19 protein-coding genes, 2 pseudogenes and 1 riboswitch are annotated in these 22,018 nt (G+C 71.1%); of the genes and pseudogenes, 10 read left to right on the top strand and 11 right to left on the bottom strand.

The window, feature by feature from the left end; translation table 11 throughout:
• Nucleotides 1–1,439 (top strand): annotated as a pseudogene (locus tag LNW71_RS13255) (M1 family metallopeptidase).
• Between the two features lie 28 nt (nucleotides 1,440–1,467).
• Here the strand turns inward: LNW71_RS13255 and LNW71_RS13250 are convergent.
• Both LNW71_RS13250 and LNW71_RS13245 read right to left on the bottom strand, forming a co-directional pair.
• A complete protein-coding gene (locus LNW71_RS13250) occupies nucleotides 1,468–3,048 on the bottom strand; it encodes a M4 family metallopeptidase (protein WP_250968423.1) in 1,581 nt (526 codons plus the stop codon).
• A gap of 276 nt (nucleotides 3,049–3,324) precedes the next feature.
• Nucleotides 3,325–3,900: a TerD family protein gene (locus LNW71_RS13245; protein ID WP_123460746.1), complete on the bottom strand. Its 576-nt coding sequence runs from the start codon at nucleotides 3,898–3,900 to the stop codon at nucleotides 3,325–3,327.
• 171 nt (nucleotides 3,901–4,071) lie between these two features.
• On the opposite strand from LNW71_RS13245, the gene arfB reads away from it, so the two are divergent.
• Nucleotides 4,072–4,506, top strand: a complete 435-nt coding sequence (gene arfB / locus LNW71_RS13240) for an alternative ribosome rescue aminoacyl-tRNA hydrolase ArfB (protein WP_250968422.1) — start codon at nucleotides 4,072–4,074, stop codon at nucleotides 4,504–4,506.
• 12 nt (nucleotides 4,507–4,518) lie between these two features.
• Here the strand turns inward: arfB and LNW71_RS13235 are convergent, their stop codons facing one another.
• On the bottom strand, nucleotides 4,519–5,025 hold the full coding sequence (locus LNW71_RS13235; protein WP_308294482.1) for a flavin reductase family protein: 507 nt from the start codon (nucleotides 5,023–5,025) through the stop codon (nucleotides 4,519–4,521).
• A gap of 390 nt (nucleotides 5,026–5,415) precedes the next feature.
• Between LNW71_RS13235 and cdgB the strand changes: the two genes are divergently transcribed.
• Nucleotides 5,416–7,065: a diguanylate cyclase CdgB gene (cdgB, locus tag LNW71_RS13230; protein WP_250968420.1), complete on the top strand. Its 1,650-nt coding sequence runs from the start codon at nucleotides 5,416–5,418 to the stop codon at nucleotides 7,063–7,065.
• A 152-nt stretch (nucleotides 7,066–7,217) separates the two neighbouring features.
• A complete protein-coding gene (locus LNW71_RS13225) occupies nucleotides 7,218–8,198 on the top strand; it encodes a carbohydrate-binding protein (protein WP_250968419.1) in 981 nt (326 codons plus the stop codon).
• A 74-nt stretch (nucleotides 8,199–8,272) separates the two neighbouring features.
• On the opposite strand, the gene LNW71_RS13220 is transcribed toward LNW71_RS13225, so the two are convergent.
• The 5 genes from LNW71_RS13220 to LNW71_RS13200 form a co-directional block, all read right to left on the bottom strand.
• The gene (locus LNW71_RS13220; protein ID WP_250968418.1) at nucleotides 8,273–9,124 is read right to left on the bottom strand and encodes a class II fructose-bisphosphate aldolase; all 852 of its coding nucleotides are present in this window, start codon (nucleotides 9,122–9,124) and stop codon (nucleotides 8,273–8,275) included.
• Between the two features lie 58 nt (nucleotides 9,125–9,182).
• Nucleotides 9,183–10,145, bottom strand: coding sequence for a 1-phosphofructokinase family hexose kinase (locus LNW71_RS13215; RefSeq protein ID WP_250968417.1), 963 nt, complete (start codon nucleotides 10,143–10,145; stop codon nucleotides 9,183–9,185).
• Between the two features lie 179 nt (nucleotides 10,146–10,324).
• Nucleotides 10,325–11,482 (bottom strand): N-acetylglucosamine-6-phosphate deacetylase, encoded by a 1,158-nt coding sequence (nagA, locus tag LNW71_RS13210; RefSeq protein WP_250968416.1) that lies wholly within the window; start codon nucleotides 11,480–11,482, stop codon nucleotides 10,325–10,327.
• Nucleotides 11,482–12,375 carry an ROK family protein gene (locus tag LNW71_RS13205; RefSeq protein ID WP_250971989.1) on the bottom strand — a complete coding sequence of 298 codons (894 nt, stop codon included), beginning with the start codon at nucleotides 12,373–12,375 and terminating at the stop codon, nucleotides 11,482–11,484. The genes nagA and LNW71_RS13205 overlap by 1 nt, the downstream gene beginning before the upstream one ends.
• Before the next feature lie 204 nt (nucleotides 12,376–12,579).
• On the bottom strand, nucleotides 12,580–13,488 hold the full coding sequence (locus LNW71_RS13200) for a sugar isomerase (RefSeq protein WP_250968415.1): 909 nt from the start codon (nucleotides 13,486–13,488) through the stop codon (nucleotides 12,580–12,582).
• 335 nt (nucleotides 13,489–13,823) lie between these two features.
• Here LNW71_RS13200 and LNW71_RS13195 point away from each other — a divergent pair, with 335 nt between their 5' ends.
• The 3 genes and pseudogenes from LNW71_RS13195 to otsB all read left to right on the top strand — a co-directional run bounded on the left by LNW71_RS13195 (nucleotide 13,824) and on the right by otsB (nucleotide 16,441).
• Entirely contained in the window at nucleotides 13,824–15,041 is a 1,218-nt protein-coding gene (locus LNW71_RS13195; RefSeq protein WP_250971988.1) for an extracellular solute-binding protein, read from the top strand.
• A gap of 32 nt (nucleotides 15,042–15,073) precedes the next feature.
• On the top strand, nucleotides 15,074–15,334 hold the full coding sequence (locus LNW71_RS13190; protein WP_250968414.1) for a DUF3263 domain-containing protein: 261 nt from the start codon (nucleotides 15,074–15,076) through the stop codon (nucleotides 15,332–15,334).
• 250 nt (nucleotides 15,335–15,584) lie between these two features.
• A pseudogene (otsB, locus tag LNW71_RS13185) lies at nucleotides 15,585–16,441 on the top strand (trehalose-phosphatase).
• On the opposite strand, the gene LNW71_RS13180 reads toward otsB, so the two are convergent.
• The 3 genes from LNW71_RS13180 to LNW71_RS13170 all read right to left on the bottom strand — a co-directional run bounded on the left by LNW71_RS13180 (nucleotide 16,418) and on the right by LNW71_RS13170 (nucleotide 19,290).
• Nucleotides 16,418–17,812, bottom strand: coding sequence for a trehalose-6-phosphate synthase (locus tag LNW71_RS13180; protein ID WP_250968413.1), 1,395 nt, complete (start codon nucleotides 17,810–17,812; stop codon nucleotides 16,418–16,420). The pseudogene otsB and the gene LNW71_RS13180 sit on opposite strands and share 24 nt — an antisense overlap.
• Before the next feature lie 96 nt (nucleotides 17,813–17,908).
• Nucleotides 17,909–18,295: a hypothetical protein gene (locus LNW71_RS13175; protein WP_250968412.1), complete on the bottom strand. Its 387-nt coding sequence runs from the start codon at nucleotides 18,293–18,295 to the stop codon at nucleotides 17,909–17,911.
• Nucleotides 18,296–18,330: 35 nt separating this feature from the next.
• Nucleotides 18,331–19,290, bottom strand: a complete 960-nt coding sequence (locus LNW71_RS13170; RefSeq protein ID WP_250968411.1) for a glucosyl-3-phosphoglycerate synthase — start codon at nucleotides 19,288–19,290, stop codon at nucleotides 18,331–18,333.
• A 153-nt stretch (nucleotides 19,291–19,443) separates the two neighbouring features.
• A riboswitch (SAM riboswitch) is annotated at nucleotides 19,444–19,570 on the top strand.
• A gap of 17 nt (nucleotides 19,571–19,587) precedes the next feature.
• On the opposite strand from LNW71_RS13170, the gene thrC reads away from it, so the two are divergent.
• The 3 genes from thrC to LNW71_RS13155 all read left to right on the top strand — a co-directional run bounded on the left by thrC (nucleotide 19,588) and on the right by LNW71_RS13155 (nucleotide 21,829).
• Complete coding sequence (thrC, locus tag LNW71_RS13165; protein ID WP_250968410.1) at nucleotides 19,588–20,880, top strand: threonine synthase; 1,293 nt, start codon at nucleotides 19,588–19,590, stop codon at nucleotides 20,878–20,880.
• A 31-nt stretch (nucleotides 20,881–20,911) separates the two neighbouring features.
• A complete protein-coding gene (locus LNW71_RS13160) occupies nucleotides 20,912–21,190 on the top strand; it encodes a MoaD/ThiS family protein (protein ID WP_123524517.1) in 279 nt (92 codons plus the stop codon).
• Between the two features lie 432 nt (nucleotides 21,191–21,622).
• Complete coding sequence (locus LNW71_RS13155) at nucleotides 21,623–21,829, top strand: cold-shock protein (RefSeq protein ID WP_003967346.1); 207 nt, start codon at nucleotides 21,623–21,625, stop codon at nucleotides 21,827–21,829.
• Nucleotides 21,830–22,018: the final 189 nt, after the last annotated feature.

The raw sequence follows: 22,018 nt of genomic DNA, 5'->3' as shown, positions 1-22,018 counted from the left end.
GTGGATCAGCGACCCCCGGTACGCGGCACGGCACGCACCCCCCGCGCGGCCAGGACCACCGTCCTGCTCCTGGCCCTCGCCTTCCTCGCCCCCGCCTGCACCGCGGGGGCCGGTGGTGTGGCGGGTACCCCGGGCGCCTCCGGGCTGCGCGATCCGTACTTCCCGAAGCTCGGCAACGGCGGCTACGACGTCACGCACTACGACCTCACGCTCGACGTGGACCCGGCCGCCCACCGGCTGCGCGGCACCGCCGCGATCACCGCGCGCGCCACCCAGGACCTCAGCTCGTTCAACCTGGATCTCGTGGGGCTGAAGGTGGACTCGGCCACCGTGGAGGGGCGTCCCGCCGCCGTCAACCGGGCGGGCGACGAGCTGACGCTGCGTCCGGACATCGAGGTCGGGAGCAAGCTGCGCCGGGGCCGGACCTTCCGTACCGTCGTCCACTACTCCGGCTCCCCGCAGACCATCACCGACCCGGACGACTCCGAGGAGGGCTGGCTGCCGACCGCCGACGGAGCGGTGGCGCTGGGCGAACCGACCGGTTCGATGGCCTGGTTCCCGGGCAACAACCACCCGAGCGACAAGGCCTCGTACGACATGAAGGTCACCGTCCCCGAGGGGCTGACGGCGGTCTCCAACGGCGAGCCGGCCGGTCCGCCCACGACGGCCGGGGGCCGCACCACCTATCGCTGGCACACCCCGGAACCGATGGCGAGCTATCTCGCGACGCTGGCCGTCGGCCGCTTCACTACGAAGACGTCGACCATGGCGGGCGGCATCACGGTGTTCACCGCGGTGGACCCGGCGGTGGCGAAGGCGAGTGCCCGGACCGTGGCCCGGGTCCCCGAGGTCGTGAAGTGGGAGGCCGCGCACTTCGGCCCGTACCCGTTCACCGCCACGGGCGCGATCGTCGAGCGCAAGGGGGACGCGGGGTACGCGCTGGAGACCCAGAACCGGCCCTTCTTCCCCGGGCCGCCGAGCACCGGTCTGCTCGTCCACGAGATGGCGCACCAGTGGTTCGGCGACTCGGTCACGCCCGCGAGCTGGCAGGACATGTGGCTCAACGAGGGCCTGGCGACCTATGCGGAGTGGCTGTGGGAGGAGGAGAAGGAGGACACCCCGGCCCAGGACTCCTTCGACGACGCCTACGAGGAGGACGCCAACTGGGCCTTCCCGCCGGCCGACCCGCCGAGCGCGGCGGACATCTCGCAGCCGCCGGTGTACGGGCGGGGGCCATGGTGATCCACAAGATCCGCGAGGTGGTGGACGACGACAAGCGGTTCTTCGCGCTGCTCGCGGGCTGGACGAAGGCGCACCGGCACGGCAACGCCTCGACGGCCGACTTCACCGCGTACGTGGAGAAGGCGACCGGCAAGGACCTGACCGAGCTGTGGAAGAACTGGCTGTACGGCAGGAGCCGGCCGGCCGCGGACGGCTGACCGGCTCCCGGGAGCAACGGAGTGCTGGTTACTTCACGTTGACGCCGCTCCAGGCGGCGTCGACTGCGGTCAGCTCGGCGCTGTCCGCGCCGTAGAGGTCGGTCGCCGCCTTCTCGGTCGCCGTGCGGGCGGCCGCGTAGTCGGTGGTCGAGGTCATGTACTCGGAGAGGGCCTTGTACCAGATCTGGACGGCCTTGTCCCGGCCGATGCCGGTGACCGTGGAGCCGTCGGAGGTCGGGGAGTCGTAGTCGACGCCGTTGATGGTCTTCGCGCCGCTGCCCTCGGACAGCAGGTAGAAGAAGTGGTTGGCGACACCGGACGAGTAGTGGACGTCGAGGTCGCCGACGCCGGCGGACCAGGCGTCGGCCGAGCCGCCGTCCTTGCTGGGCTTGTCCATGTAGCGCAGCGGGGTGCCGTCGCCGTTGATGTCGATCTTCTCGCCGATGAGGTAGTCGCCGACGTCCGTGGCGTTGTCGGCGAAGAACTCCACCGAGGTGCCGAAGATGTCACTGGTGGCCTCGTTGAGGCCGCCGGACTCACCGGCGTACTCGAGGGCGGCGGTCGACGCGGTCAGCCCGTGGCTCATCTCGTGGCCGGCGACGTCGAGGCCGGTGAGGGCGCTCTTGTTGTCGGCGCCGTCGCCGTACGTCATGCAGAAGCAGCTGTCGTCCCAGAACGCGTTGACGTACGCGTCGCCGTAGTGGACCCGGGAGTACGCGGCCTTGCCGTCGCCCGCGATGCCGTTGCGGCCGAGCGCCGACTTGTAGAAGTCCCAGGTCTTCGCGGCGCCGTAGTGGGCGTCGACCGCGGCGGTCTGGCGGTCGTTGCCGGTGCCGTCGCCCCACGTGTCGTCGTCGTCGGTGACCAGGTCACCGGTGCCGCTCTCGCCCTGGTTCAGGTCGTACGTCTTGTGGCCGCCGCGGTCGCCGTCGGTCAGCTCGAAGCCGGAGCCGGCGGCGGTGGTGGAGAGGTCGACCTTGCCGCTGTACTGGCTGTTGCCGACGCCGGCGGTCTCGATCTCCTCGTAGCTGCGCAGGACCTTGCCGGTGGTGGCGTCGGTGATGACGCGCTTGCGGCTCGGGGTGCCGTCCTTCTGCACCCCGGTCTTCACGGTCTCCAGCGCGAGGACGGCCTTGCCGCTGCCCGCCCAGATCACCTTGCGGGCGCTGGCCGCCGTCTTGATCTTCGGCGTGGTCGACGGCACGGATATCTTGGCGTTCGTCGCCTTGGTGACGCTCTTGAGCTTGCCGTTGCTCGCGACGTGGGTCACGAGGTCGCCGCCGCGGACGGGCAGTCCGTCGTAGGTGCGCTCGTAGCGGGTGTGGACGGTGCCCTTGGCGTCCTTGATCACGTCACGGGCAACCAGCTTCTCCTTGCTGCCGAGCCCGAGCGTGCCGGCGGTCGAGGAGGCGTCCGTCTGGGCCGACTTGATGGCGGCCGAGCGCAGGGAGGCGCTCGTCAGGGCGGGCGAGGTGGTGCGAGAGGCGGAGGAACCGTCGTTCGGAGTGCCCGGGGCGGCGTTCGCCGCTCCGGTCTGCACTCCGACGACGACCATCGCGGCCACGGCGGCCAGGGCTGCGGCGCGACGGGTGTTCATGTGGGGGGTCATGGGCTCTCCGTTGCTCGTTCCGTGGGGGGTTACGAGCCGAGAGCGTGCCACTGAATGACCGACATTGACGGTGTACCAACAATTACCTCACAATTCTTTGACCAGTTCTTGTCCGACTGAGGTACGTCTGTGTCCGCTATCCGGCGGACTTCCGGCAGTTGGACAACACCGCGTGGCGTTCCCCGTGTCGGGGCGCGTCCAGTGGTATGCGGACACGCGGGAGCCCCCGGCCGCAGGACGCGGCCGGGGGCTCCGGTGAAGCGGACGGACGGAGCGTCAGAGAGTGACGCCGAAGTCCTGGGCGATGCCGCGCAGGCCGGAGGCGTAGCCCTGGCCGACGGCGCGGAACTTCCACTCGGCGCCGTTGCGGTACAGCTCGCCGAAGACCATGGCGGTCTCGGTGGCGGCGTCCTCGCTCAGGTCGTAGCGGGCGATCTCGGCGCCGCCGGCCTGGTTGAGGATGCGGATGTACGCGTTGCGCACCTGGCCGAAGTTCTGGCTGCGGGTCTCGGCGTCGTAGATCGACACCGGGAAGACGATCTTGTCGATGTCGGCCGGCAGGCCCGCCAGGTTGACGTTGATCTGCTCGTCGTCGCCCTCGCCCTCACCCGTGACGTTGTCACCGGTGTGCACGATGGTCTGGTCCGGCGTCGCCTTGTTGTTGAAGAAGACGAAGTGACCGTCGGAGAAGACCTTGCCGGCGGCGTTGACCGCGATGGCGGAGGCGTCGAGGTCGAAGTCGGTGCCGGTGGTGGTCCGGACGTCCCAGCCGAGGCCGACCGTGACGGCGGTGAGGCCGGGGGCCTCCTTGGTGAGGGAGACGTTGCCGCCCTTGGACAGGCTTACTGCCATGGGAAGTCCCTTTCATCTGTCGGGTGCGGGCTTCGTGTCATCACGAAGCTACCGTCACAGTTCATAACGCAGGCAGGGGACCGTGAGGTTCCTTCCGCCTTTACTTTCTTTACCGAACTGATGACGGGGTGCGGCAAAAGAAGGTGACGAACGGCCGGTGGGGCGGGGAACATGGGTGTCATGTCCGGGCCCTATGTCATCCGCGGTGCGGTCTCCCTGCCGGAGGCCGAGCTCATGTGGCGTTTCTCGCGGTCCTCCGGGCCCGGCGGGCAGCACGTCAACACCAGCGACTCCCAGGTGGAACTCCGCTTCGACCTCGCGGCGACCGAGTCGCTGCCCGAGGTGTGGAAGGCGCGCGCGCTGGAACGGCTGGCGAGCCGGCTGGTCAACGGCGTGGTGTCGGTGCGGTCCTCGGAGCACCGCTCGCAGTGGCGCAACCGCGAAACCGCTGCCGTACGGCTCACCGCCCTGCTGGCCGAGGCGACGGCGCCGCCCCCCAAGCCGCGCGTGAAGCGCAAGATCCCGCGCGGGATCAACGAGCGGCGGCTGCGCGAGAAGAAGCAGCGCGGCGACACCAAGCGCGGCCGCTCGGGCCGCGACTGGTGAACTCCGGCGCCGTCAGCCCAGCTGCCGGTAGCGCCCACGGAAGTACGTCAGCGGCCCGCCGTCCCCGCTCGGCAGCTGCGCGGTGAGCACCCGTCCGATCACCAGCGTGTGGTCACCCGCCACGATCCGCTGCTCCGTACGGCACTCCAGCGTGGCGAGCGCGCCCCCGGCCAGCGGTGCGCCGGTGATCTCCCCGCGTACGTAGGGGATGTCCGCGAACAGCAGCCGGTCACTGATCCGGCCCTTCATGGCGAACCGCCCGGCGATGTGCCGCTGGCTCTCCGACAGCACCGAGACGGCCCACAGGGGCTGTTCCGCCAGCAGGTCGTCCATCCGTGAGTCGTTGCGCAGGCTCACCATGACCAGCGGCGGATCCAGCGACACCGACATGAAGGCGGTCGCGGTCATGCCGACGTCCTCGCCGCGACCGTCCTCGTCCAGTGGCGGCTCCTGGGCGGTCACCAGCACCACGCCGGCGGCCAGTCGGGCGAGGGCGCCGCGGAACTCGTCGTTGCTCACCCCCTCAGCATGGGGGATGGGCTCGGAACGCGGGGCAGGGGGCTTCGTGTGCAACACACCGGGAACGCTAGCCGCGTGGGATGCGCCGCCGCATCGGGCCAGGGGACCAGTCAGGTCCTAGGACCTGCCGGACCCCGGCGGGTGGTCGTATGCTCTTTTGCTTTCAGGAACATCGCGCCGCGCGCGCGGGAGGAGGACGGGCCACTTTCCGGTGACACTTGGGACGCTTCACCATCTGTTGTGACTTGAGTCACAGAGTGCAATATTTGTTGACCCTGAGTACCGGGTGCACAGCTCACTGTGATTCAGTGGCCGTGACACTGCAGTTAGTACGTTAAGTGCGCCGATATGAAACCTGGAGTGCTGTCGAGGTCTCGGGGAGTGCGAGCGATGGAGGCCGAGTCGGAGCCGTACGTCCGTCTTGCGACGATGCGGCAGCTGCACCAGGCCGTGGGCGATCTCAATACGGCGCGGAGCCTGGCCGACACCCTGCAGACCGTGGCCGACGGAATCGTCGCCGGTCTTGGCTACGAGCTGGCCTGCGTCAATCTCGTCCGTCCCGACGGTGACCTCGTCGTCGCCGCCTTCGCGGGCAACAGTGCCGCCGAGGCCCTGATCACCGGCCGCGTCGGCTCCCGCAACTCCTGGGAGCGCCGGCTGGCCATGGGCGAGACCTGGGACGGGCTCCGCTTCATACCGCACACCGACGGCTGGGTCCTCCTCGACGACGACGTCCCGCAGTGGCACACCGAGGGGCCCGAACCCCGCTTCGAGGACGAGTGGCACCCCCAGGACCGGCTCTACGCCCCGATGTACGCGTCGGGCGGCGGTCAGGACCTCCTCGGCGTCATATCCGTCGACCGCCCCCGCAACGGCCGGCGCCCCGGCGCCTGGGGCCGCGAGGCGCTCCAGATGTACGCCTCCCAGTCGGCCATTGCGATCAGTAACGCCAGGCTCCGGGCCAACATGCAGCGCGCCCTGGTCCGCCTGGAGCGCGAACAGCAGGCGCTGCGGGCCAGTGAGGAATCCTTCCGCCAGGCCTTCGAGTACGCCCCCAGCGGCATGGCCATCGCGGAGATGGGCGGCGACCAGCACGGCCGGCTGCTGCGCACCAACGACGCCCTGTGCCGGCTGCTGGGCCGCCCCGCCTCGGTGCTGCGCCGCTACGCCTTCGCCGACCTGGTGCACCCCGAGGACATCGGCACCCTGCTCCGTACGTCCGCCGAGGGCGGCCGCGCCGAGTTGCGGCTGGGCCGCCGGGACGGCACCTACCTCTGGGTCTCGCTGCGCAACTCCGTCGTCGCGGACACCGCGGACGGGCCGCGCTTCCTGCTCACCCATGTCGAGGACATAGAGGAGCGCAAGCGGCACGAGCTGAACCTCGCGCACCGCGCCTCGCACGACGCGCTGACCGGCCTCCCCAACAGCGCGGAGCTGCGGTCCCGCCTCGGTGCCCGGCTGTGCGAGCGCCCGCACTCGGTGGCGTCCACGGACGTCCAGGCGCTGGACGCGGCGTACGGCGACGTCGACGACGGCCGGGTGCACGGCTTCCCGTCCGACGGTTTCGACGCCGGACCGGCCGTCGCCCCGTACGACCACCATGTGCATTCCGTCGCACCCGACACGGTGAACGACGACGGGTCCAAGGGCCTCGCGGTCCTCTTCTGCGACCTCGACGGCTTCAAGTCGATCAACGACCGCTTCGGCCACCACACCGGTGACGCGGTCCTCATCGAGGTCGCCCGCCGGCTCACCACCTGTGTCCGCGACGGGGACACCGTCGCCCGGCTCGGGGGTGACGAATTCGTCGTTCTCGCGGACGGTCTGGGGTCCGCAGACGCCGCGGACCTGGCCGTACGCCTGCGTAACGCCATCATTCCGCCCATTCGGGTCGACGGCCGGGCGGTCCGCGTCGGGGCGAGCTTCGGCATCGGATGGGCCGCCTGCGGCATGACGGCGGAAGAGGTGCTGCGCTCCGCCGACCAGCGGATGTACGTGGAGAAGCGGTCCCGGTCGAAGGTTCACCGCAGGGCCGGCTGACGTTTGCCGGCCTGTCCGCCGCTTACCCCACCCCGGTTCCCGGCGCCCCTTCCTCAATTCTTGGCGTGCTCCGTTCGGGGTAGGCTCGGCCGGTCGGCGACTGCTGACCGCATACGGCGACGGCTGGCGACATGGTGAGGAGTGACCCAGGGATGGCCGGGAACAACGGCGCGAGCACGCCCGAGGACGACGATCCGTTCGGCTACCTCTACGAGGACGGGCGGGCGGCCGGCGCACAGCCGCCAGGTGGTCAGGGCGGCTACGGCTACCCGGGCCCCGCGGCGCAGCCGGGTGTGCCCAGGACCTCGTACAACCAGGTCCGGACCGTCGGTGAGCGTCAGTACGGGCAGCAGGTGCCGCAGCAGGGTTCCTACGGCTACCCGCCGCAGCAGGCGCAGTACGGTCAGCCCCAGGCGCAGTACGCGGCCCCCGAGACGTATCCCGGCGGTGCCACCACCGCGCAGGTGCCGCACCAGGGCGGCCGCGGCAGTGGCGGCGGCCCCGGCAGGGGCGGCCCCAACACCAAGGGTCTGCTGATCGGCGCGGTCGCGGTGGTCGCGGTCGTGCTCATCGGCATCGGTGCCGCGCTGATGACGGGCGACGGCGACAAGGGCAAGAAGACGGACGACGCCACGTCCTCCTCCGGCGCGGCGGGCCAGGTCGAGGAGTCGCCGAAGCCGCAGCAGTCCGAGAGCGCGGCAGCCCCCGTCCGGCTCCCGAAGCAGGACGCGGCGTCGCTGAAGCTCGGTGGCACGGCCGCGCTGGACAACACCGTCAAGGGTGCCAAGAGCAACAACGGCCAGTACATCAACCTCAACGAGGTCGGCAGGTCCGCGAGCTGGTCCGTCGAGGTGCCGAAGGCCGGCGAGTACACCCTCTACGTGACGTACGGCGTGCCGGGCAAGGACGCCAAGACGTCCCTCACGGTCAACTCCGAGGACCCGCGGTCCATCAACATGAAGAACTTCGCCAACGCCCCCGAGGGCGATCTGGAGAAGGGGTGGACGCGGACCTTCGCCTACGTCAACCTCGCCAAGGGCGCGAACACCCTGACGATCTCCTGCAACGAGGGCGACCAGTGTGACGCCAACCTGGACCAGCTGTCGCTGAAGGCCGGTCACCAGGAGCACTGAACCGCCCGGCCCCGAGCATTCCGGCCCCCTCGCCTCCGGGCGAGGGGGCCGGGCCGTTTCCCGGTGCTGCGGGCTCAGCCCATCAGGGCCAGGAAGCCGGCCACCGTCGCGGCCATGGCCTCGCGGCCGGGGGCGAGGTACTTGCGCGGGTCCACTCCCGTGGTGTTCTGCGCCAGGTGGGCCCGGACCGCTCCGGTGAACGCGGTGTTCAGCGCCGTGCCCACGTTGATCTTGACCATGCCGGAGGCCGCGACGGCCTGGCGGATCTCGTCGTCCGGGACGCCGCTGGAGCCGTGCAGCACCAGCGGGACGGGGACGGCGTCGCGCAGCCGGCCGATCAGGGCGTGGTCCAGGGCGGCGGTGCGCTCGGTCATGGCGTGCGAGGAGCCGACCGCGACGGCCAGCGCGTCCACCCCGGTGGCGCGGACGTAGGCGGCGGCCTCGGCCGGGTCGGTGCGGACGCCGGGGGCGTGGGCGTCGAGCGGGGCCTCGCCCTCCTTGCCGCCGACCTTGCCGAGCTCCGCCTCGATCCAGATGCCGCGCGCGTGGCCCCAGGCGACCGCTTCGGCGGTGACCCGCACGTTCTCCTCGTAGGAGAGCTTGGAGGCGTCGAACATCACCGAGCCGAAGCCCTCGTCGTGCGCCTGGTGCAGCAGCTCGACGGACTCGACGTGGTCCAGGTGGAGGGCGAGCGGTGCGCCCGAGGTGCGGGCGACGGCGGCGGCCGCGGCCGCGACGGGCGCGAGCCGCCCGCCGTGGAACTTCACGGCGTTCTCGGAGATCTGCAGGATGGCGGGGGCGCCGGCGCGCTCCGCCCCGGTGGCGATGGCCTCCGCGTGTTCCAGCGTGATGACGTTGAAGGCGGCGATCCCGCGTCCCTGGGCCTGGGCGGCGGAGACGAGTTCACCGGTGCTGACGAGCGGCATGCTGACCTCTGTTGTTTCCTCGGGCCCGTCGTCGGACGGGCCCGGTGGGGGCGCGGCGTCAGGCCGCTGTTGCGTGTTCCTCGATGGCGACGCGCGGCAGCAGCTCCTCGTACGCCGCGCGGTCGAAGTCACCGGCGGTGGGGGAGAGCACGGTCGCCGTCGACAGTGCCACCGCCCGTCGCAGCCGGTCCGGCCAGCTCAGGCCCTCGACGAGGCCGGACAGCAGTCCGGCCACCGCGGAGTCGCCCGCTCCGGTCGGGTTGCCCTTCACGGGGGCGGGCGGGGACGCCTGCCAGCTGCCGTCGGGAGTGACCGCCAGCATGCCGTCCGGGCCGAGTGACGCGATCACCGTGTGCGCCCCGCGGCGGCGCGCGTCGCGGGTGGCACGCAGGGGTTCGCGGGAGCCGGTGAGCTGGGCGAGCTCGTCGGCGTTCGGCTTGATGAGGTCGGGGCGGGCGGCGATGCCGCGGCGCAGCGGTTCGCCGCTGGTGTCCAGGAGCACGGGGACTCCCGCGGCGCGGGCCGGCCGGATCAGTTCGGCGTAGGCGCCGACGTGGATGCCGGGCGGCAGGCTGCCGCACAGGGCGACCGCGTCTGCTCCGGTGAGCAGTTCCTGGTAGGAGCGCAGGAACGCGGTCCACTCGGCGGCGGTGATGTGGGGGCCGGGCTCGTTGAACTGGGTGGTGTCCCCGGTGGTCCGGTCGACGACGGCCAGGGTGCGGCGGGTGTCGCCGGCCACGGGGACGAGCGCGTCGGTCACGGCAGCGGTTTCGGTGCCGCCGGCGGCCCGGCGCGTGGGCAGGGCGGCGAGGAGTTCGCGCAGTACGGCTCCGGTGGCGCCGCCGGCGAAGCCGGTGACGACTGTGCGGTGGCCGAGGGAGGCGAGGACCCGGGCGACGTTGATGCCCTTGCCGCCGGGGCGCTCGGACAGGTCGGTGACCCGGTGGCTGGAGTGCGGGACGAGGGCCGGAACGCCGTACGTCAGGTCGAGCGCCGTGTTCAGCGTGACCGTGAGGATCACCGCGGCCGCCCTTCGATCCGTACGTGAACTGAGCGCGGGTCCGTCGCCGGAACGCGCTTTCTGCCTGGTTCCCTGCCTGTTTCCCGGACGATCATGCCAAAGAGAGAGCGGTCGGCCCAGACCTCCGGGCCAACCGCTGTCTCTTCGTTACGTACGCGGCGCCTGGCCGGCGGCGGTGGTTATCGGACGTTTTCCGGCCGAATGATCCACTCGCCCTTGCGCATGACGCCCTTGAGCGCGAAGTCGGCGTCCAGGACGACGAGGTCGGCGTCCTTGCCCGGTTCCAGCGAGCCGACCCTGTCGTAGACGCCGAGCAGCCGGGCCGGGTTGGCGGAGATGGACTGCACCACGTCGGCGACCGGGATCCGGTCGATGGTGACGGCCCGGTGGAAGGCGGTGTCCTGGGTGAGCGTGGAGCCGGCGATGGAGCCGCCCTCGACGAGCCGGGCGACACCGTCCTGGACGTCGACGGCAAGCGGGCCCAGCTGGTATCGGCCGTCACCGAACCCGGCCGCGTCCATGGCGTCGGTGATCAGCGCGACGCGGTGGGCGCCCGCGTGGTGGTAGGCCAGCTCCAGGGCGGCGGGGTGCAGGTGCGTGCCGTCGTTGATCAGCTCGACCGTGATCCGCTCGTCCTCCAGGAGGGCGGCGATCGGGCCGGGCGCGCGGTGGCCGAGGGCCGGCATCGCGTTGTAGAGGTGCGTGGCGACGGTGGCGCCCGCGTCGATCGCCTCGACGGTCTGCTCGTACGTGGCGTCGGTGTGCCCGATCGCGGCGATGACGCCGTGTTCGGCGAGCAGCCGTACGGACTCGATGCCGCCCGGCAGTTCGGTGGCGAGCGTGAACATCTTCGCGGTGCCGCGGGCGGCGTCCATCAGCTTGCGGACCTCGGCCGGGTCCGGGTGGCGCAGCAGTGCCTCGCTGTGCGCGCCCTTGCGGCACGGGGAGATGAAGGGGCCCTCGAAGTGGATGCCGGCCAGGTCGCCCTGTTCGACCAGCTCGGAGAGGATGCCGGCGCGTTCGGCGAGGAAGTCCATCTCGCCGGTGACGGTGGAGGCGACCAGGGTGGTGGTGCCGTGCTCGCGGTGGGTCCGGATGCCGGTGAGGACCTCGTCCACGGTGCCGGAGGTGAAGGACGCCCCGCCGCCGCCGTGGTTGTGCATGTCCACGAAGCCGGGCACGAGCCAGTGGCCGGACAGGTCGACGGTCCGGGCGCCCGGTGCCGGACTGCCGGCGATGCGGGTGCCCTCGACGATCACCCGGCCGTCCTCGACGGTGCCGGTGGGGAGTACCACCCGGGCCCCGGCGAGAACGGTGCTGTCTGCGCGTCCGGCCATCAGGCGGATACCTCCGTGGAGAGTAGATCCCAGGCGAGCAGCCCTGCGCCCAGGCATCCGGCGGTGTCCCCGAGGGCCGCCGGGACGATCTGGGGCAGCTTCTGGAACGTGACGCGTTCCTCGACGGCCGCACGCAGTGGTGTGAACAAGGTTTCCCCCGCCTCGGCGAGACCGCCACCGATGATGATTATGCGGGGGTCCAGCAGGGTGAGCGCGGTGACCAGCCCGGCGGCGAGCGCGTCGACGGCGTCGAGCCATACCGCCACCGCCTTCGGGTCACCCGACTCGACGGCCTTGGCGCAGTCGGCGGCGTCGGCCTCGGGGTCGCCGGACGCGGCGGCCCAGGCGCGGCTGACGGCGGAGGCGGAGGCCAGGGTCTCCAGGCAGCCGCGCTGGCCGCAGCCGCACTCCGGGCCGTCCGGCCGGATCACGATGTGGCCGATCTCGCCCGCGTAGCCGTGGGCGCCCTCCTCGATGACGCCCCCGATGCCGATGGCGCCGGCGATCCCGGTGCCCAGCGGCAGGAACAGGAAGCGGTCCGCACTCCTGCCCGCACCGATCCGGCCCTCGGCGAGTCCGCCGGTCCTGACGTCGTGGCCGAGGGCCACCGGGACGCCGCCGAGCCGTTCGCCGAGCAGTTGCCGCATGGGGACGTCGCGCCAGCCCAGGTTCGAGGCGTAGACGGCGATCCCGTTCGCGGCGTCGACGATGCCGGGCACGGCGACGCCGGCTGCGACGGCGCTCTCGCCGAAGTGCTCCTCGCCGTAGGCGCGCAGATCCGCGGCGAAGGCGAGGATCGACTCCACGACGGCCTCGGGGCCGCGCTCTCTGCCGGTCGCGCGCCGTGCCTCGTGGAGCAGGGTGCCGTCGGCCCCGACCAGTGCGGCCTTCATTCCGGTGCCGCCCACATCGAGGGCGATGACGTGTTTCACGGGAAACAGTTTCGCCCGACGGACCCCAAAAGGTCTAGTCCACTATCGCTGTTTGTTGCGCACCCATACAAAATCGGCCGCAACCCGGCGGCAATGTGCCGGCATCCGGACGCAACCCGCCGGCGGTGGTCGCCGGCGGCGGGTGCGGCCCCTCTGCTCTGCCGGTCAGCCGGGCAGGATCACGCTGCGGGACAGATTGCGGGGACGGTCCGGGTCGTACCCCTTCGACTCCGCGAGCGCCACCGCGAGCCGCTGCGCCCGGATCAGGTCTGCCATGGGGTCCGCGGCGGCATGGGACACCAGCGTTCCGCCGACCCCCGCGACCTCGCCCGCCAGGCCCTCGGGCAGTGCGCCGAACACCCACGCCACCCGGCCCGGACCGGTGATCGCGATCGGGCCGTGGCGGTACTCCATCGCGGGGTACGACTCCGTCCAGGCGCCCGCCGCCTCGCGCATCTTCAGCCCGGCCTCCTGCGCCAGTCCGTAGGTCCAGCCGCGCCCCAGGAACGTCCACTGCTCGGCCGAGACCACTGCCTCGTCCAGCGGCTCGGTCACCGCGAGCTCCGCGTCGACGGCCGCCTCGGCGACCGTCTTCACCCCGGCCGGGAGCGGACCGGCCGCCTCCAGACCGGCCCGCAGGAAGGCGAGCGCGGTGGTGGCGAACCGGGTCTGCACGACCGACTCCTCGTCGGCCCAGTCCAGTACGACCACCGTGTCCGCGGCGTCCATGACCGGCGTCTTCGGGTCGGCGGTCAGCGCGACGGTGGCGGTCCTGCCGCGCAACTCGCCCAGCAGCGCCAGTACCTCGCTCGTCGTGCCGGAGCGGGTGATCGCCACGACCCGGTCGTAGGACCGCCCGGCCGGGAACTCCGATGAGGCGTACGCGTCGGTCTCACCCTGCCCCGCCGCCTCGCGCAGCGCCGCGTAGGCGATGGCCATGAACCAGGAGGTGCCGCACCCGGTGACGGCGACCCGCTCGCCCGGACGCGGCAGCCCCTCGGCCACCGCGCCCGCCTCGGCGGCACGCCGCCAGCAGCTGGGCTGGGTGGCAATTTCTGATGCGGTACGGGACATGCTGAACGGCTCCTTGCGACATGGGCGGTAGCGGGGCGGCACGACGGCACCGTATGCGTGCGGGGTGTAAAGGTCTGGACCATTAAGGGCCTTGTGCCGGGCCCTGGTTGACCGAGACCTACTTAGCAGTCACTCCGCGTCCCGTGCAATGCTGCTGTGTTGCGGAAGCGATACCCGTGTGGTGTAGACCTCCTAGGGGACCCAGGGGAAGATCGCAGCTCATCCGGAGTGCCCCGCGACGACGTGGACGCCGCGGGTGGCGCAAATCGACGAGGACGGACTGGGTTGTGCAGCGGCGTTACTTGGGACTGACGGCGGCTGTCGCCGCACTGGGGATGACGGCCGCACTGTCGGGCTGCGGCGGCGACAGCGGATCGGGCGAGGTCACGCTCAAGCTGGTCGCGGCCGACTACGGCACCGGCGAGGCGAACAGCTCCGACAAGTACTGGGACGGGGTCGCCCGGGGCTTCGAGGCCTCCCACCCCGGCATCAAGGTCGACGTCTCGGTCTATTCGTGGACGGACGTCGACCGCAAGGTCGCCGAGATGGTGAAGGCCGGAAAGGCCCCCGACATCGCGCAGATCGGCGCGTACGCGGACTACGCCAAGGCCGGGAAGCTCTACTCCGCCGACCAGATGCTCAGCATCCCCACCCAGGCGAACTTCCTGCCCGTCCTCGCGGACGCGGGCCGGGTCAGCCGCGTCCAGTACGGGCTGCCGTTCGTGGCCAGCACCCGGCTGCTCTTCTACAACAAGACGCTGTTCAGCCAGGCGGGTCTGCACGCCCCGCAGACCTGGAGCGACATCGCGGGCGACGCCGCCCGCCTCAAGCAGCGCGGGGTGAAGTACCCGTTCGCGCTGCCGCTCGGCCAGGAGGAGTCCCAGGCCGAGACCATGATGTGGCTGCTGAGCGGCGGGGGCGGCTACACCGACGAAGTCGGTGCGTACAACATCGACTCGGCCGAGAACGTGAAGACGTTCGACTGGCTGAAGTCGAGACTCGTCGACAAGGGGCTCGTCGGCCCCGTGGCCCCCGGCAAGCTCGACCGGGCGAAGGCCTTCGCGGCGTTCACCAGCGGCCAGGTCGGCATGCTCAACGGCCATCCGACGCTGATGCAGGAGGCCGAGGAGAAGGGCGTGGACGTCGGCATGGTGCCGCTGCCCGGCGCCGAGGGTCCGAGCAAGAGCTCGATGGGCGTCGCGGACTGGATCATGGGGTTCAAGCAGAACGGCCATCGCATCGAGATGGGCAAGTTCTTCGACTACATGTTCAACGACAAGAACGTGATCGACTTCGCCGACACGTACGACATGCTGCCGGTCACCGACAGCGCCTCGGCCTCCATGGAGGACGATCCCGAGTTCAAGCCGCTGCACAAGTTCCTGGCCGCGCTGCCGAACGCGGAGTTCTACCCGGTCGGCAAGACGTCCTGGGCCCAGGCCAGCGAGTCGATCAAGCAGAACATCGGCAAGGCGGTCGAGCCCGGCGCCAACCCCGAGAGCGTGCTGGAGCGCATAGCGCGGGAGTCCACGACGGCGGAGAACGCGGAGTAGCGACCGCCCGCCCGCGCAATATATTGGCTGATATGACCGCCCTCCCCCCGAACGCCCCCGACGACTCCGCTCCCCTCTCCGACCGCGACCGCGCGGTCCTGGCGGTCGAGCGGCAGTCGTGGGCGGGGCCGGGGGCGAAGGAGCGGGCGATCAGGGAACAGCTCGGCATCTCGCCCACCCGCTACTACCAGCTGCTGAACGCGCTGCTGGACGACCGGCGGGCACTGGAGGCGGACCCGGTGACGGTGAACCGCCTACGACGCGTCCGCGAGGCAAGAAGAAACCGCCGCTGACCCGGCCACCGCCTCGGGGCTTCCGCCGCCACTTCAAGCCCCTCCCGCAACGCCGCCACCGCCTCCTCAGGCGCTTCCGCCGCCCTATCAAGCCCCTCCGGCGATTGAGGAGCGGGGGCGCGGGGGCGGAGCCCCCGGTCGGGCCCGCCGACCGCCCGGCACCGCACCCGCACCGCACCCGGCCGCCACCGCCACCCGCCCGACACCCGGCCGCCCCCCACGCACAGGCCACCGCCTATAGGCTCGGCGCATGGGCAGCCACCCGCACACCGCACCCCTGCCGACCCCGACCACCCCCGCCGGCCAGGAGGGCCTCGCCGCGCTCCTCGCCCGCCCCGACCGCGCCGTCATCGCGCTCGACTTCGACGGCACCCTCGCCGACATCGTCCCGGACCCCGAACAGGCCCGTGCCCACCCCGGCACCGTCGAGGCGCTGGCCGCACTCGCCCCCAAGGTCGCGTCGATCGCCGTGATCACCGGGCGACCGGCCGGTGTCGCCGTCCGCTACGGCGGCTTCGCGGGGTCCCGGGACTGGACCACCTCGTCGTCCTCGGCCACTACGGCGCCGAACGCTGGGACGCCGTCTCCGGCACCGTTCACGCCCCCGCCCCGCACCCCGGTGTCGCCGCAGTGCGGGCCGAACTGCCGGGCGTGCTCGACAGGTTCGACTCCTGGCAGGGCACCTGGATAGAGGAGAAGGGGCAGGCGCTCGCCGTCCACACCCGCCGCGCCCAGGACCCGCAGGCCGCCTTCGAGGCGCTGCGCGGCCCCCTCGGCGAGCTCGCCGCCCGGCACGGCCTGATCGTCGAACCGGGCCGCCTGGTGCTGGAGTTGCGCCCCTCGGGCATGGACAAGGGCGTCGCGCTCACGCAGTACGTGCACGAGACGGGCGCCGAGTCCGTGCTGTACGCGGGCGACGACCTCGGCGACCTCGCCGCCTACGCCGCCGTGGAGAAGCTCCGCACCGAGGGCCCCGACGGCATCCCCGGCCTGCTGATCTGCAGCGGCCATGCGGAGGTGCCCGAACTGGCCGAACGCGCCGATGTGCTGCTGCCCGGGCCGGGAGCCGTGGTCGGTTTCCTGTCAGCCCTGGCGCAGCGCCTCTAGCTGGTCCAGGAACCACTGCTGCGGCGGCAGCGCGGTGGCCGCCGCGGCCAGCCGCTTCGTGCGTGCCGTCCGCTCGTCGTCCGCCATCGTCAGCGCCTCGTGGAGGGCGTCGGCGGTGGCGGACACGTCGTACGGGTTCACCGTGATCGCGTCGGCGCCCAGCTCCTCGTACGCCCCCGCCTCCCGCGACAGCACCAGCGCACATCCGTCGTCCGAGACGACCGGGACCTCCTTGGCGACCAGGTTCATGCCGTCCCGGATCGGGTTGACCAGCGCCACGTCGGCCAGCCGGTACGCCGCCAGCGAGCGGGCGAAGTCGTCCTTCACGTGGAGCACGACCGGCGTCCAGTCCGCCGTCCCGTGCACGGCGTTGATGTCGTCGGCGACGCGCTGCACCTCGGCCGTGTACTCCCGGTACACCGCGAGGTCCTGCCGCGAGGGGTAGGCGAACGCGACGTGGACGACGCGCCCGCGCCACTCGGGCCGCTCGTCGAGCAGGGCGCGGTAGGCGTGCATCCCGCGGACGATGTTCTTGGACAGTTCCGTACGGTCCACCCGCACGATCGTCTTCCGGCCCGGGCCCACCTGCTCCCGCAGCGCCGCCATCCGCTCGTCCACGTCCGCCTCGTGCGCGCGCCGGCGCAGGAAGTCGGCGTCCGCGCCGAGCCCGTGCACGCCGATACGGGTGTGGCCGGTGCCGCCCAGGATCTCCGTGCAGCAGCCGATGAATGCGTCCGCCCAGCGGCGGGTCAGGAAGGCCGCCCGGTCGGCGCCGAGGATGCCCTTCAGCAGCTGCTCGGCGATGTCGTCGGGCAGCATCCGGAAGTAGTCGACGGGCGCCCACGGGGTGTGCGAGAAGTGACCGATCCGCAGGTCGGGGCGGAGCTCGCGGAGCATGCCGGGCACCAGGGACAGGTGGTAGTCCTGCACGAGGACCGCCGCGCCCTCCCCGGCCTCCTCCGCGAGGGCCGTGGCGAAGGCCCGGTTGTAGGTCTCGAAGGACGCCCACTGCCGGCGGAACTCCGCGTCGAAGACGGGCTCGACGGGGGTCTGGTAGAGCAGGTGGTGGACGAACCAGAGCACCGAGTTCGCGATGCCGTTGTACGCGTCGGCGTGCACGTCCGCGTCGATGTCGAGCATCCGCACGCCCGGCTCACCGACTCCGCGGCGCACCGCCTCGCGGTCGCCGTCGCCGAGGGCGGCACAGACCCACATCTTGTCGTCCACGGCGCTCAGCCCGGAGACGAGTCCGCCGCCGCCCCTCTTCGCGTCGAGCGAGCCGTCCGCACGCAGTGCGTACGTGACCGGGCCGCGGTTGGACGCGACGAGTACCTGGGCGGCGGCGGGCTGAGGGACGTGCTCGGAGACCATGTTGCGGAATCTAGCCCGATCACGAACGGTCCAAACGTGCGTGCGGCCGCCCTCCCGCAGGAGTACGGCCGCGCACGGGCGGTCGGCGCTGCCGGGTCAGTCGTCGCGGCCGCGTCCGCGCGCCACCGCGAAGGCGATGGACCCGGCCGCGACGAGAGCCAGCGCGAGACCTCCCAGCAGCCACAGCCGCTCACGGTTCCCGCCGGTCTCGGCCATCGAGCCGGTTCCCTGCCCGGCCGGGTGAGCCGGGAGTGCGGGGCCGTCCTGACGGGTGGGTGTGTCGTCGAGAGCGACGGTGTTGCCGAGGGTCCCGAAGCCGCCCTGCCCGCCCTCGTCGTACCGCACGGTGAAGGGGGCGACGGCCGCCGCGGGGGCGGCCTGGGCGGGGCCCGAGACGGCGGTGCTCAGCAGGGTCAGGGCGGCGAGGGCGACCGGCAGGCTGTGGTTCCGGCGCAGTGCGGTCAGCAGTGAGGGGAAGGCCATGAAAGGAACTTAAAGAATATTTACTCCCCAACCGGTCACGCCGCGCGGCGTGACACGTACTCCTCGATCTCGCACATCGGCGGCCGCTCCTCGGTGTCCACCGGGTACGTGTGCGGGACGAAGCCGCGCTCACCGCGTTCGAACTGGGTCAGCGAGGGGCGGACCAGGTGGCCCCGGGAGAGCCGCAGCTGGGCGGTCCGGTAGATGGCCGCCGCCATCCGGCCGAGCGCCTGGCCGTCCTGGTGGCGGTGCTTGCGGACGCCGACGTCGACCTGTCCGAGCGCGTCCAGGCCGACCGTGTGCAGGGCGTCGACGAGCAGGCCCAGCTCCACTCCGTAACCGACCGGGAACGGCAGCCGTTCGAGCAGGGAGCGGCGCACGGCGTACTCGCCGCCCAGCGGCTGCACGAAGCCGGCCAGCTGCGGCCAGTGCAGATTGAGCAGCGGCCGCGCCACCAGTTCCGTGACCCGCCCGCCCTGACCTGCGGTGTCGCCGAGCGGCCGGTCGTACATCGCCTTGACGAACTGCACCGAGGGGTCCGTCAGCAGCGGGCCGACGACGCCGGAGACGAAGTCGGCCGAGAAGTCCTTCAGGTCCGCGTCGACGAAGCACACGATGTCACCGCTGGTGGCCAGGAGTGAGCGCCAGAGCACCTCGCCCTTGCCAGGGACGGCAGGGATGCGGGGCAGGATCGCGTCCCGGTGGATCACCCGGGCGCCCGCGCGGCCGGCGACCTCGGCGGTGGCGTCCGTGGAGCCGGAATCGATCACCACGAGTTCGTCGACCAGCCGGACCTTCTCCATGAGCTCGCGCCGGATCGTCGTGACGATGTCCCCGACCGTCGCCGCCTCGTTCAGCGCGGGCAGCACGACACTCACGCTCCCGCGGCGCGGATCGCCCTCGCCGGGGCCCCGTGCGGCCAGGAGCCGCTCCAGCGGGCGGTCGGCGGCCGACCAGGAACGCCTGGTCAGCCAGCGTTCGACCTCTTCCAGCACGGTCGATACTCCCTGTATGTGATCCATCTCGCGGTTCGGACGGCTATCTCAACAGTCCGGTGCTTCGGTTACAGTCTTGAACAACGCAGATGGCCGTCGCATGCCGGGGTCCGTCCGCCGATAAACGCCTGGATCGATGGTCCAGTGCCATAGCGCTCATCCAGAGGGACAGAGGGAACGGCCCGTTGAAGTCCCGGCAACCATGCCACCGACCGCGAGGTCAGGTGGGGAAGGTGCCAATTCCGTCTTGTGGCGAAATGCGCCACGAGGAAGATGAGGAGAAAGGGCCTCGCCATCATGGCTGTTCAGACTGTTGAAGCACACACCGGTTCCTCCGTGGACCTCGGTCCCGCCGCGGCACTTTCCTGCCGCGAGTGCGGAGAGCGATTCGAGCTCGGTCCCCTGTTCGCCTGCGCGACCTGTTTCGGGCCGCTCGAAGTGGCGTACGACCTGCCGAGCGGCTCCCCGGACGAGCTGAAGAAGCGCATCGAGGCCGGCCCCGACAACATCTGGCGTTACGCGCCGCTGCTGCCGGTCCCCTCCGATGTCGCGGACAAGCCCAACATCAACCCCGGCTTCACCAAGCTGGTCAAGGCCGACAACCTCGCCCGCGAGCTGGGCGTCACCGGCGGCCTGTACGTCAAGGACGACTCCGGCAACCCGACGCACTCCTTCAAGGACCGCGTCGTCGCGATCGCCGTCGAGGCCGCCCGCGCCTTCGGATTCACCACCCTCTCCTGCTCCTCCACCGGCAACCTCGCCGGTGCGGTGGGCGCCGCCGCCGCCCGCGCCGGCCTGCGGTCCTGCGTGTTCATCCCGCACGACCTGGAGCAGGGCAAGGTCGTCATGGCCGCGGTGTACGGCGGTGAGCTGGTCGGCATCGAGGGCAACTACGACGACGTCAACCGCTTCTGCTCGGAGCTCATCGGTGACCCGCTCGGCGAGGGCTGGGGCTTCGTCAACGTCAACCTGCGTCCGTACTACGGCGAGGGCTCCAAGACGCTCGCCTACGAGATCTGCGAGCAGCTCGGCTGGCAGCTGCCCGACCAGATCGTCATCCCGATCGCGTCCGGCTCGCAGCTCACGAAGATCGACAAGGGGCTGCAGGAGCTGATCAAGCTCGGCCTGGTCGAGGACAAGCCGTACAAGATCTTCGGCGCCCAGGCCGAGGGCTGCTCCCCGGTCTCCGCCGCCTTCAAGGCCGGGCACGACGTCGTACGGCCGCAGAAGCCGAACACGATCGCCAAGTCCCTCGCGATCGGCAACCCGGCCGACGGCCCGTACGTCCTGGACATCGCCCGCCGCACCGGCGGCGCCGTCGAGGACGTCAACGACGAGCAGGTCGTCGACGCGATCAAGCTCCTCGCGCGCACCGAGGGCATCTTCGCCGAGACGGCGGGCGGGGTCACGGTCGGCGTGACGAAGAAGCTGATCGAGGCCGGCCTGCTCGACCCGACGCTCACCACCGTCGTGCTGAACACCGGTGACGGCCTCAAGACCCTGGACGCCGTGGCAGCCACCTCGCAGGCGACCGCGACGATCCGCCCGAGCCTGGACGCCTTCCGCGCCGCCGGCCTCGGCACCAGCTGACCACCCCGAGACTCCAGGAAGGGCACCCACCATGAGCGTCAAGGTCCGTATCCCCACCATCCTCCGCACCTACACGGGCGGCCAGGCCGAGGTCCCGGCCGAGGGCGCGACCCTCTCCCAGGTCATCGAGTCCCTGGAGAAGGACCACCCGGGCATCGCCGCCCGCGTCCTGGACGACCAGGGCAAGCTCCGCCGCTTCGTGAACGTGTACGTCAACGACGACGACGTGCGCTTCGAGGGCGGCCTGGAAGCGGTCACTCCGGACGGCGCCGGCATCTCGATCATCCCGGCCGTCGCCGGCGGCTGCTGAGCCCCCGGGCCCCCCGGCCCGACTCCACCGCGTCACCGGAATTGCCCCCTCTGCGAGAGAAGCGGAGGGGGCAATTCTGCATGGTTGAGCGCGGTAGAGTGTGGGCAGTCCCCTCCGCTGCCCGTGCCGCCCGCATATGAGAATGCGCCCGGCCACGACAAGAAGCAGCCAAAGTGCCTGATCCCTTGCGCCATAAGTCGCCTTTGCCTGGCCCGACTTGCCCAAAATCCTCACGACATCCCCATATTCGGGCGATCGGTGCTGCCCAGAATTCTCGTCCGATTGACCTGTTGCAGAGGGCAGTTGGGCAGATACATTCGGCCGCGGTCGACGCGTTCCGGCGCTACGCACCCTCTCCTGTCGGAGGGTGAGTTCTGACCCGGGCCCGCGAAGTGCGGTCCTGTGCAAGGGCCAGTAATAGGGGAGTTAGGCATGGCTCAGGGCACCGTCAAGTGGTTCAACGCGGAGAAGGGGTACGGCTTCATCGCGGTCGACGGTGGTGCGGATGTTTTCGTCCACTACAGCGCGATCCAGATGGACGGATACCGCACCCTCGAAGAGGGTCAGCGAGTTGAATTCGAAATCTCGCAGGGCCAGAAGGGGCCGCAGGCGGACATGGTCAAGCTCGCCGTCGGCTGAGCTCGGCGCGGTCGGCCAACGACACTACTCACGCACGGAGGGCCCGTACCCCTGGGGTACGGGCCCTCCGTGCGTCCTGGCCACGCTCCGGGCGCCCCCTCCGGTTGTCCACACTCCGGAGGGGGACGCTTGCACTCTCGGGGGTCGAGTGCTAATCATTGGGCTTAGCACTCTCCGGGTGAGAGTGAC

The organism is Streptomyces sp. RKAG290 (assembly GCF_023701695.1).
GTDB lineage: Bacteria > Actinomycetota > Actinomycetes > Streptomycetales > Streptomycetaceae > Streptomyces.
This window is presented reverse-complemented; position numbering and strand designations above follow the sequence as displayed.